The sequence below is a fragment of the Microbispora sp. CA-135349 genome (assembly GCF_050947365.1).
GTDB lineage: Bacteria > Actinomycetota > Actinomycetes > Streptosporangiales > Streptosporangiaceae > Microbispora.
In genome coordinates this window covers 6,460,279-6,471,597 of the sequence record NZ_CP192001.1, presented here as the reverse complement: position 1 = coordinate 6,471,597, position 11,319 = coordinate 6,460,279, and the positions used below count along the sequence as shown (strand labels likewise).

9 protein-coding genes are annotated in these 11,319 nt (G+C 68.1%); 6 read left to right on the top strand and 3 right to left on the bottom strand.

The features are described from left to right. Positions 1 to 2: 2 nt before the first annotated feature. The gene (locus ACQPZZ_RS29685; protein ID WP_432924487.1) at positions 3 to 1,094 is read left to right on the top strand and encodes a glycoside hydrolase family 53 protein; all 1,092 of its coding nucleotides are present in this window, start codon (positions 3 to 5) and stop codon (positions 1,092 to 1,094) included. Positions 1,095 to 1,302: 208 nt separating this feature from the next. Here ACQPZZ_RS29685 and ACQPZZ_RS29680 read toward each other — a convergent pair whose 3' ends face one another. From ACQPZZ_RS29680 to ACQPZZ_RS29670, 3 genes are all read right to left on the bottom strand, one after another. Further along, positions 1,303 to 1,542, bottom strand: a complete 240-nt coding sequence (locus ACQPZZ_RS29680; RefSeq protein ID WP_432924485.1) for a hypothetical protein — start codon at positions 1,540 to 1,542, stop codon at positions 1,303 to 1,305. A gap of 4 nt (positions 1,543 to 1,546) precedes the next feature. Continuing rightward, on the bottom strand, positions 1,547 to 2,401 hold the full coding sequence (locus ACQPZZ_RS29675) for a hypothetical protein (RefSeq protein ID WP_432924483.1): 855 nt from the start codon (positions 2,399 to 2,401) through the stop codon (positions 1,547 to 1,549). A gap of 79 nt (positions 2,402 to 2,480) precedes the next feature. Beyond that, positions 2,481 to 2,717 (bottom strand): hypothetical protein, encoded by a 237-nt coding sequence (locus ACQPZZ_RS29670; RefSeq protein WP_432924482.1) that lies wholly within the window; start codon positions 2,715 to 2,717, stop codon positions 2,481 to 2,483. Positions 2,718 to 2,893: 176 nt separating this feature from the next. Here ACQPZZ_RS29670 and ACQPZZ_RS29665 point away from each other — a divergent pair, with 176 nt between their 5' ends. The 5 genes from ACQPZZ_RS29665 to ACQPZZ_RS29645 all read left to right on the top strand — a co-directional run bounded on the left by ACQPZZ_RS29665 (position 2,894) and on the right by ACQPZZ_RS29645 (position 11,282). Next, the gene (locus ACQPZZ_RS29665) at positions 2,894 to 5,158 is read left to right on the top strand and encodes a TIM-barrel domain-containing protein (RefSeq protein ID WP_363643165.1); all 2,265 of its coding nucleotides are present in this window, start codon (positions 2,894 to 2,896) and stop codon (positions 5,156 to 5,158) included. A gap of 23 nt (positions 5,159 to 5,181) precedes the next feature. Next, the gene (locus tag ACQPZZ_RS29660) at positions 5,182 to 6,501 is read left to right on the top strand and encodes an ABC transporter substrate-binding protein (protein WP_432924481.1); all 1,320 of its coding nucleotides are present in this window, start codon (positions 5,182 to 5,184) and stop codon (positions 6,499 to 6,501) included. A gap of 70 nt (positions 6,502 to 6,571) precedes the next feature. Beyond that, positions 6,572 to 7,474: a carbohydrate ABC transporter permease gene (locus ACQPZZ_RS29655; protein ID WP_432924479.1), complete on the top strand. Its 903-nt coding sequence runs from the start codon at positions 6,572 to 6,574 to the stop codon at positions 7,472 to 7,474. Further along, positions 7,471 to 8,310, top strand: a complete 840-nt coding sequence (locus ACQPZZ_RS29650) for a carbohydrate ABC transporter permease (RefSeq protein WP_432924477.1) — start codon at positions 7,471 to 7,473, stop codon at positions 8,308 to 8,310. The genes ACQPZZ_RS29655 and ACQPZZ_RS29650 overlap by 4 nt, the downstream gene beginning before the upstream one ends. Positions 8,311 to 8,351: 41 nt before the next feature. Continuing rightward, positions 8,352 to 11,282, top strand: a complete 2,931-nt coding sequence (locus tag ACQPZZ_RS29645) for a glycoside hydrolase family 3 C-terminal domain-containing protein (RefSeq protein WP_432924475.1) — start codon at positions 8,352 to 8,354, stop codon at positions 11,280 to 11,282. Positions 11,283 to 11,319: the final 37 nt, after the last annotated feature.

Genomic DNA, 11,319 nt, shown 5'->3' with positions numbered 1-11,319 from the left:
CCATGAGAAAGATCCTGGCGGCGCTGGTCCTGTGCGCCGCCGCGGTGCTCCCCGCCGCGCAACCGGCGCACGCCGCCGGCACACTGACCATGCTCGGAGCCGACGTCTCCTCCGTGCAGCGCTCCCTCGACCTGGGCGCGAGGTACTACGACGCGAGCAGCAACCAGAGGGACCCGCTCGACATCCTCAAGGGCGTCGGCGTCAACTATGTCCGCCTGCGGATCTGGAACAACCCGGCCAGCGGCTACAACAACAAGGCCAAGGTGCTTCAGTACGCCAGGACGGTCAAGGCCAAGGGCCTGAAGCTGCTGGTCGACTTCCACTACTCGGACACCTGGGCGGATCCCGGCAAGCAGTACAAGCCCGCCGCCTGGGCGAGCCACGGAATCGGCCAGTTGCAGACCGACGTCTACAACTACACCTACGACGTGTGCTCCAGCCTCAAGGCACAGGGCACCACCCCCGACAGCGTGCAGATCGGCAACGAGATCAACGTCGGCATGCTGTGGAACGACGGCAAGGTCGTCAACAACGACTTCACGAACCTGAGCCTGCTGCTCAAGGCCGGCTACAACGCGACCAAGGCATGCAACTCCGGCACCCAGGTGATCATCCATACCGCGGACGCCGACAGCGACGCCCACGCCCGCTGGTTCTACGACGGCATCAGGGCCAAGGGCGTGCCCTGGGACATCACCGGCCTGTCGTACTACTGCATGTGGCACGGCACGCTGTCCAACCTGTCCAGCGTGATCTCGGACGTGCGGTCCCGCTACGGCAAGCCGGTCGTCATCGCAGAGACGGCCTACCCGTTCACGCCCGACAACGCCGACTGGGAGGGCAACTCGGTCACGTCGGGCTGCCCGGGGTACGGCCTGACCTGGCAGGGGCAGGGCGCCGAGTTCGCGGCGGTGCAGAGCACGGCCCGCAACGCGGGCGCCGTCGGCGTCTTCTACTGGGAGCCGACCTGGTACGCCGTGCCCGGCAACGGCTGGGACCCGGCGAACATCAACGGCACCGGTGACGGCTGGGACAACATGGCCGTCTTCGACTGGACCGGTCACATCAACCCGAACGTCAGGTGGACTCCGTAACCGACTGAAATCGAGCGGGCCGCCCGGGGGTGCGAATACCCCGGGCGGCCCCGCTCTTGACCTCGGCGCCGGACGCTGCGCCGGCCGGACGCTGCGCTGGAAGGAACCTCCGGTCCTCGCGAAGCCCGCTCCGCTTGGCCTTCGCTCCGGTCCTCGCTCCCTTCCGCTCCGCTCTCTTGACTTCTCTGAACGTTGGTGGGGCAGGGTTTCAGGCGAACAGGTCGTCGGCCGATTTGACCTTGGGGGCCTTATGTAGCCACGCGCCCAATTGGTCGAGGCTTTCGCATCGGTGGATCCGTTCCGCCGCGTCGTCGGATAACTCCACGCCGCGCATCTTCGGCACCCTGACGATTCCCGCCCTCAGCGTCGCCTCCGCCCGCCCCAGGGCGCGACCTGCTTCGATCCAGTGAGGGAAATATTTCTCACCGAGGTAGTCGAAGTCCTGCATGGTCTTACTCATCGAACAACTCGTCGGCCGAGGTGACGACGGCGGCCTTACGGACCCAGGCCTCCAGTTGGTTCGTGTCCTCACACCGCTGGATCCGTTCGCGCGCGTCGTCGGAGATCTCCAGGCCACGGGCGTCGAGCATGATGAGAAGCGCCTCCGCGCGGCCCTGGTCCTTCCAGTGGGAGAAGTACTTGTCACCGAGGTAGTCGAAGTCCTGAATGGTGGTCACCATCTCCTCCAGACGTTTGACTGTCACAGGCCGTAGCGAACTGATCACGTAGTTCAAATATACTCTGGCGCGATCCTGATCCAGTGTCGCCAGTCCCGCCAGCATCGCCTCCAGCACCGGCTCGTCGTCGGCCTCATCCGGATGCGCCACGGTCGAGAGCACGGCGAGTTCCGGGCTGGCGCGGGCCTGGTCAGGGTCGGTGATCAGGGGGATGCGACCGGGGTCGATCGCCAGTGGTGTGATGGTGCCGCTTGGGCCCAGGTGGATCGTCCTCTCGCACCATCGGGCCGTCGACCGGTCCGGGCAGATGACCAGCAGCGCGGTGTCGCACTTGTGCTGGGACCGCAACGTCGTGACGTAGACCGGCCAGCTGAACCGCTTGCCGGCGTCCCGGCCCTGCTGGACCTCCACGATGACGGCCATCAGTGCCGCTCCGGTCTCGTCTCGCAGCACCACGACCGAGTCGGCGCGGAACTCGATCGGCGAGGGCTGGGTGCTGTCGGCCGACTCCACACGCGCGGCGGCGAAGGGCGGCAGCTCAATCCTCTTCGCGCAGCGCAGCAGCTCGACCGCCGTCTCCGGCCGGTTGCGGATGAGTTCGAGTGGCATCTCGTGATCAATACCGGGCATGACCGAGACGTTACTGATTGTCGTCAGTCGATTGCGCACAGTTCGCAGAAATGGCGGCGATTGACGGCTATTGAAGCCCTCAGGGCTCGGGGATGGCTTCCCACTCGCGGCAGGGGCTGAGTGCGTGGTGTTGGTAGATGACGCCGACCGCGGGGCGGGACCAGCCGAGCGCGACCGTGTCGCGGTCCGTGTACGGAACCGTCTCGCCGAGGTCGGCGGCGGTGACCGGCTGGCCTCCGGGGCCGCAGACGCACTCGGGGTTGCCCTCGTGGTCGATCACGTCGTCGAGCGGCATCACATGCACGAACCTGTCCATCTCACCTACCTTGTCGGGGGATTGCGGTCACATTACCTCAAACAGGCATTAATTGGAATAATTTGGACAAATCCGGAGCCATCTCGAACCATTGACCTTTGTTGGGATGGACGGCAAACTAACTCCACAATCGCCGGATGAGCCCATGGAGTGCCGCAATGCCGTACCGTCCCCCCTTGATCGCGCGCGAGTTCTTCGTGGCGGATCCTCCCGAGCTTCCGGTGCGCGAGCCGGGCGAGGAGGGCCTGTCCGCGCTGACCAGCGCGGAGGTGGTGGCCTCCGACGGCCGGGGCGTGACGCTCAAGGGCTCCACCTCGGCGGAGGAGACGCTCGTCGTGCAGATCACGGTCGCGGGCGAGGGGGTGATCCGGGTGCGCCTGTCGGAGGACCCCGACGCGCGCACCCGGTCCGCGCGCGCGATCTCGATGGTCACTCCCGGCGAGTACGGCGCCGCCGTCGTAGAGGCGAGCCACAGCCGCGTGGTGGTCGACGCGGGATCGCTGCGGGCCGAGGTGCGGCTGCACCCGTGGAACATGCGCTTCACCGACCGGGCCGGCCGGACGCTGGTGGAGCAGGACCCGGGCCATCCCGACATCAGCGGCCGGCTGCGCACGCTGCCGTTCGGCCGCTCGGCCGCCGACGGCGCCCCCGTCGCCTACCACGACACGTTCGTGGCGCCGGCCGACGAGGCGTTCGGCGGCTTCGGCGAGTCGTTCACGCCCCTCGACAAGCGCGGCCAGCGCCCGCTCATGTGGAACTTCGACGCGTTCGGCGCCGAGTCGCAGCGCGCGTACAAGAACGTGCCCTTCTACCTGTCCAGCCGGGGGTACGGCATCTGCGTCGACAGCGGCACGCCGGTCGAGTTCGACATGTGCCAGTCCACGCACAGCGCCGTGCAGATCATCGTTCCCGACGACCTCATCGACTACTACGTGATCGCGGGACCGACCCCGGCCGAGGTCCTGGACCGGTTCGACGGGCTGACCTGCCGGCCGCAGCTGCCGCCGAAGTGGGCGTTCGGCACCTGGATCTCCTCGGGCTTCTTCCGCGACAGCCAGGAGCGCGTGCTGGAGCGCGCCAGGAAGATCAGGGAGCGGGGCATCCCCTGCGACGTGCTCCACCTCGACTGCTACTGGCAGGCGGACGGGCACTGGTCCGACCTCCAGTGGGACCCGGAGACGTTCCCCGACCCGGTGGGCATGCTCGCCACGCTCAAGGAGCAGGGCTTCGAGGTCTGCCTCTGGATGAACTCCTACATCTCGCACCTCAGCCCGGCCTTCGCCGAGGCGTCGGAGAAGGGCTACTTCCTCAAGCGGCCGGACGGTGAGACGTACGTCGCCGACACCTGGCACGGCTCCTACCCGGCCTGCGGCATCGTCGACTTCACCAATCCCGAGGCCGTCGAGTGGTTCAAGGGACTGCTGCGCGACCGCCTGCGCGAGGGCGTGGCGGCGTTCAAGACCGACTTCGCCGAGGGCGTCCCCGCCGACGCCGTGGCCTTCAACGGCATGACCGGCACCGAGCTGCACAACGTCTACACGCTGCTGTTCAACGACATCGTCGCGGACGTGACCCGCGAGGTGAACGGGCACGGCCTGGTCTGGGCCCGCTCGTCCTACCTCGGCGGCCAGCGCCACTCCGCCCAATGGAGCGGCGACGTCGACACCACCTACTCCGCGATGGGCAGTACGATCCGCGGTGGCCTCTCGCACGGCCTGTCCGGCGTCCCCTACTGGAGCCACGACGCGGGCGGATTCACCGGCACGCCCAGCCCGGACCTCTACATCCGCTGGTCGCAGTTCGCCGCGCTGTCCCCGCTCGTACGGTTCCACGGCACGACCACCCGGGAGCCCTGGGAGTTCCCGCCGCACGCCGAGCAGGCCGCCATCGCGGCCCTGCGGCTGCGCTACCGGCTCATGCCGTACATCTATTCGGCGGCCGTCACCGCGGCCGACACGGGCGCGCCGATGCTGCGCGCGTTGTGCGTCGACTACCCGGACGACCCGGTGGCGTGGCAGGCGGACCTGGAGTACCTTCTCGGCACCGATCTGCTCGTCGCCCCGATGACCTCCGCCGACGGCACCCGGAAGGTCTACCTGCCCTCGGGGGTGTGGGTGGACTACTGGACCGGTGAGGCCGTCGACGGCGGGCGTTACGTCACGGTGTCGCCGCCGCTCGACCAGATCCCTCTGTTCGCACGGCACGGCTCGCTGATCCCGGTCACCGAGCCGGGCGACACGGTGACCGACGACCCCCGGGTCTCGCTGCTCGCCTTCGGCCTGCCGGAGCGCGAGAGCCGTACGACGATCAGGGACCTGGACGGGGTCACGACGGTCACGGCGGTGCGGGACGGCGACAGCCTGGTCGTCACCGCCGCGGGCCCCAAGCAGATCGACGGCGTCGAGTTCGTCGGCCCCGGCGCCCCGGTCGTCCTCAAATAGACGAAACCCCCTGGAGAAAGACCATGTTCAGATTAGGCAGGAGCGCGGCGGTGGCGGCGCTGGCCGCCGCCGCGCTCGCGCTCGGCGCGTGCGGCGGTTCCTCCGACGAGTCCAAGGGCGGCAGCGGCGGCGGCGCCGCGGAGAGCAAGACGCTCACCCTCTGGCACTACGAGACCGGCAACAGCGCCATGGGCACCGCCTGGGCGCAGGCCATCAAGGATTTCGAGGCCGGCCACCCCGGCGTCAAGGTGAAGTTCGAGGAGAAGGGCTTCGAGCAGATCCAGAAGACGGCGTCCATGGTCCTCAACTCCGACGAGGCGCCCGACATCATGGAGTACAACAAGGGCAACGCGACGGCCGGTCAGCTGTCCAAGCAGGGCCTGCTCACCGACCTGACGGAGGAGGCGACCAAGCGCGGCTGGGACAAGCTGCTCAGCCCGTCGCTGCAGACCACCGCGAAGTATGACGAGCGCGGCATCATGGGCTCGGGCAAGTGGTTCGGCGTGCCGAACTACGGCGAATACGTGATGGTCTACTACAACAAGGACATGTTCGAGAAGGCGGGCGTCAAGGTGCCCACCACCTTCGACGAGTTCACCGCAGCGCTCGACGCGTTCGCGAAGAAGGGCACCACGCCGATCGCGATGGCGGGCGCCGAGTATCCCGCCCAGCAGCTCTTCTACCTGCTCGCTCTGAACAAGGCCAACCGGGCCTGGATCGACTCCTTCGAGCTCTACAAGGGCAAGGTCGACTTCCACGGCCCCGAGTTCACCTACGCCGCGCAGACGATCTCCGACTGGGTGAAGAAGGGCTACATCGGCAAGGACTCGGCCGGCATGAAGGCCGAGGACATGGGCGTGGCCTTCATCGGCGGCAAGTACCCGATCATGGTGTCGGGCAGCTGGTGGTTCGGCCGGCTGGCCGAGGAGATCAAGGGCTTCAAATGGGGCTCGTTCCTGTGGCCCGGCCAGTTCGCCCCGGGGTCCAGCGGCAACATCTGGGTGGTGCCGGAGAAGTCCGAGAACAAGGACCTCGCCTACGACTTCATCGACATCACGATGAAGAAGGAGATCCAGAACCTGCTCGGCAACTCGGGCGGCGTCCCGGTCGCGGCCGACCCCGCGGCGATCACCGACGCGCAGAACAAGGAGCTCATCGAGAACTTCAACAAGCTCTCGACGCAGGACGGCCTGGCCTTCTACCCCGACTGGCCGGCCCCCGGCTACTACGACGTGCTCGTCGCCGGTGTCCAGGAACTGATCAACGGCAGCAAGAAGCCGGAGGAGGTCCTGGACGAGATCGCCGAGCCGTACAACGACAACCTGGCAGACATCGCCGAGTAACCTCCCCCGACCCCGGCGGCGGGGCTGCCTGACCGGTCCCCGCCGCCGGACCTTCCCGAAAGGTCTGCACATGGCACCACCCGGCGCGGGCGTGGCCCGCCCGCGCGGAAGGGGCGGCTACTGGCTCTACCTGGTTCCGAGCCTGGTGCTGTTCCTCGCGATCATCGTCGTCCCGTTCCTGATGAACATCGCGACGAGCTTCACCCGCTGGTCCGGCGTCGGCACCCCCAAGTGGATCGGGCTCGACAACTACACCAAGCTGTTCAAGGACGAGCGTTTCTGGGCGTCCTTCGAGCACAACGTCGCACTGATCGTCGCGATGGCCGTGGTGCCGACGATCATCGGCCTGGTGCTCGCCGCCGCGCTGTTCGACTACATCGCCAAGCGGTTCGGCGGGCGCACGGCCTCGGCCCTGCGCGCGGCGTTCTACCTGCCGCAGGTGCTGCCGGTCGCGGTGGCCGGCGTGGTCTGGGGGTGGATGCTCCACCCGTCGTACGGCGCGGTGAACCAGATCTTCGGGCTGAAGGTCAACTGGCTGGGCGACCCCGACATCGCGCTGGCGACGGTCATGGCGATCATGGTGTGGTTCCAGCTCGGCTACCCGGTCGTCATCTTCATGGCCGGGCTCCAGCGGGTCGATCCCTCGCTGTACGAGGCGGCCGAGATCGACGGCGCCTCGTGGTCGCGCAGGTTCTGGCACATCACGGTCCCGCAGATCCGGCCGGAGATCTTCGTGGTGCTGCTGACCTGCACGATCGCGGCGCTGAAGGTGTTCGGTCCGATCTTCGTGCTCACCAGGGGAGGGCCCGGTTCCGCGACCATGGTGCCGTCGTACTTCTCCTATCTGAACTTCTTCCAGAAGGTCAACGTCGGATACGGCTCGGCGATCGCGACCGTGCTCGCCCTGATCATCGTCGTGGTGACCTTCCTCTTCCTGCGCGTGCAGGAGCGTGACCAGGAGGGCGGCTCGTGAACGCCGATCGCACCTTCCGCCAGCCGGGACGGTGGGCCGTGCTCGCGGCGCTGGTCGTGCTCGCGGTCGTGATGCTCTTCCCCTTCGTCATCGTCACGCTCAACGCGTTCAAGTCCCCGGCCGAATACTCCTCCGGCGGCCCGCTGAGCCTGCCCCACGGGCTCTATCTGGACGGGATCGTCGCCTTCTGGGATCGCGTCGACTTCGGCCTCAAGCTCTGGAACAGCCTCCTGATCAGCGGCGTCGTCGCGGTCGCCGCGGTGGTGCTGTCGGTGCTCAACGCGTACGCGCTGGGCATCGGCAAGGTCCGCGGGCGGCTGTGGATCCTGGTGCTGTTCCTGGTCGCCAACACGCTGCCGCAGGAGGCGCTGGTCTACCCGCTCTACTACCTGTCCAAGGAGGTGGGGCTGTACGACTCGAAGCTCGCCGTCATCCTGATCTTCACCGTGATCCAGGCGGCCTTCGGGACCTACCTGCTCTCGTCGGTGCTCGGGCAGTTTCCCCGGGGGATCCTGGAGGCGGCCGAGATCGACGGCGCGAGCAGGTGGCGGATGCTGTGGGGCATCGTCGTGCCGATCAGCCGCCCGACCCTCTCGGTGCTGCTCATCTTCTTCTTCATCTGGACGTGGAACGAGTTCTTCCTGCCGATGGTGTTCCTCATCGCCAACGACAACCAGACCGTGCCGGTCGCCCTGGGCGTCCTACAGGGCGAGAAGATGATGGACGCCACCATGTCCAGCGCGTCCGCGCTGCTTGGCGTCATCCCCGCCGTGGCCTTCTTCCTGATCTTCCAGCGCACGCTGACCCGTGGCATCACGGTCGGCGCGATCAAGTAACACCCCCCAAGTAACGCGTCACTACCTGACCTGGAGGCGCAATGTCCCATCGCCGTTCGGCGATGCTGTCCGCGTCGGCCGCCCTGGCTCTGGCACTGAGCCTGGGCGCCGGCCCCGCGAGGGCGGCCGACGACTATCCGTTCCGCGACCCCTCGCTGCCGCTCGCCCAGCGCATCGACGACCTGCTCGGCCGGCTCACGCTGGACGAGAAGGTGGCGATGCTGCACCAGTACTCCCCGGCGATCGACCGCCTCGGCATCGGCTTGTTCAAGACGGGCACCGAGGCCCTGCACGGCGTGGCCTGGTCCACCGACTACGACAACGGCGGCGCGGTCGTCACGGCCAAGGGCACCGTCTTCCCGCAGGCCGTCGGCCTGGCCAGCACCTGGGACACCGCCCTGATCAAGCGGGTCGGCTCCGCCGTCGGCGACGAGGCCCGCGGCTTCCACGCCGAGAACCCCAGGGTGTGGGGGCTCAACCTCTGGGCGCCCGTGGTCAACCTGCTGCGCGACCCCCGCTGGGGCCGCAACGAGGAGGGCTACTCGGAGGACCCGCTGCTGACCGGCGCCATCTCCACGGCGTACGGCTCGGGCATGGAGGGCGACGACCCCGACCATCTGAAGACGGCGCCCACGCTGAAGCACTACCTGGCCAACAACAACGAGGCCGGCCGCGACACCACCTCCTCGGAACTGCCGCCGCGGGTCAAGCACGAGTACGACGAGGCGGCCTTCAAACCGGCGATCGAGGCCGACGCGGCGACCGGCGTGATGGCGTCGTACAACCTCGTCAACGGCCGGCCCAACACGGTCAGCCCGGACCTGAACGACGTGGTGCGCTCCTGGACGAAGCGGACGCTGTTCAACGTCTCCGACGCCTGGGCGCCGAACAACCTCGTGCAGACCGAGAAGTATCACGCCACCCAGGCCGAGGCCGACGCCGCGCTCATCAAGGCGGGCCTCGACAGCATGACGGTGGACGACACCAACGGGGCCCCGACGGTCGCGGCCGTCAAGGAGGCGCTGTCGAAGGGGCTGCTCAGCGAATCGGACGTCGACAACGCGGTCGGGCACCAGCTCGCCATCCGCTTCCGGCTCGGCGAGTTCGACCCCGACGGCGGGCCGTACGCGAAGATCACCAAGGACGTGGTCAACAGCCCGGCGAACCAGAAGCTGGCCCGCGAGACCGCGGCCGAGGCGATGGTGCTGCTGAAGAACTCCGGCGGGGCGCTGCCGCTGAAGCCCGGCAAGAAGGTCGCCGTGGTCGGCCCGCTGGCCAACGTGCTCTACACCGACTGGTATTCGGGCAGTCTGCCGTACAAGGTGACCCCGCTCGACGGGATCAAGGAGCGGGCGGCGTCGGTGACCTCCTCGGAGGGCGTCGACCGCATCGCGCTGAAGGACGTCGCCACCGGCAGGTACATCAGCGCCCCCGCGGCCGGCGGCGACCTGAAGGAGAGCGCGACATCGGCCGGGGCCACCGAGCAGTTCGACGCGTTCGACTGGGGCCAGGGCGTGCTGACGCTGCGCAGCGTCGCCAACGGCAAGTACGTCAGCCGGGCCAACTGGTCCACGCTGGCCAACACCGCCGACCAGCCGTCCGGCTGGTTCGTGCAGGAGCAGTTCAAACTGGAGCAGCAGTCCGACGGGTCGTACCTGCTGCGGTACGCCGGCTACGAGACGACCGAGAGCTGGTTCGGGTCGGACCCGTACGTCAAGGCGGCGGCCGACGGCACGCTGAGCCTGACCTCCGCCGACCAGGCGACCCACTACGCCAAGGAGGTCGTCTCCAGCGGCGTCGACGACGCGGCGGCCAAGGCCAAGGCCGCCGACGTGGCGGTCGTCGTGGTCGGCAGCATGCCGTTCATCAACGGCCGCGAGGCCCACGACCGCACCGACATGAACCTCGCCGAGAGGCAGGAGGCGCTGGTCAAGGCCGTGAAGGCGGCCAACCCGAACACGGTGGTCGTGCTGGAGAACAGCTACCCGACCACGATCACCTGGGAGCAGGACAACGTCCCGGCGATCCTGTGGACCACCCACGCGGGCGCCGAGACCGGGCACGCCCTCGCCGATGTGCTGTACGGCGACGTCAACCCCGCGGGCCGGCTCACTCAGACGTGGTATCGGTCGGCGGACGAGCTGCCGGGGATCCTCGACTACGACATCGTCAAGAAGGACCGGACGTACCTGTACTACAAGGGCAAGCCGCTCTACCCGTTCGGATACGGCCTGTCGTACACGTCGTTCTCCTACCAGGGCCTCAAGGCGGTGCCGAAGGGCGACGGCTACGAGGTGTCGGTCAAGGTGACCAACACCGGCTCCCGGGCCGGTGACGAGGTGGTCCAGCTGTACACCCACCAGCACGAGTCGCGGGTGAAGCAGCCGGTCAAGCAGCTCCGCGCGTTCCAGCGGGTGTCGCTGGCGCCGGGCCGGACGGCGACGGTCGCCTTCACCGTCAACAAGAGCGACCTCGCGCTGTGGGACGTCACCAGGAACACGTGGACCGTCGAGAACGCGACCCACGACGTGCTTGTCGGGTCGTCCTCGGCGACCATCCGCCAGCGGGCGACGATCAACGTGAAGGGTGAGCACATCCCGCACCGCGACCTGTCGAAGACCACCCGGGCGACCGACTTCGACGACTACTCCGGCATCCACCTGGTCGACGAGACCAAGGTGCGCGGCGACGCGGTGGCGGGCGCGACCGGCGGCTGGATCGCGTTCAAGGACGTCCGGCTCCGCAAGCCCCGCACGGTGACGGCCGGGGTGGCCTCCACGGGCGGCGGGACCATCGAGGTGCGTCTCGGCTCGCCGACCGGCACCAAGGTGGCCGCGATCCCGGTCGCCGCGACCGGCGGGGTCTACACCTGGGCCACCGCGACCGCCCCGGTCTCCGGCGCGAACGGCGTGAAGGACGTCTACCTGGTCTTCACCGGTGACGTCCGGATCAAGGACCTCGCCCTGAGCTGAGGCCCCCGCCCTACGACGAGGACGCCCCGTGGCGCGA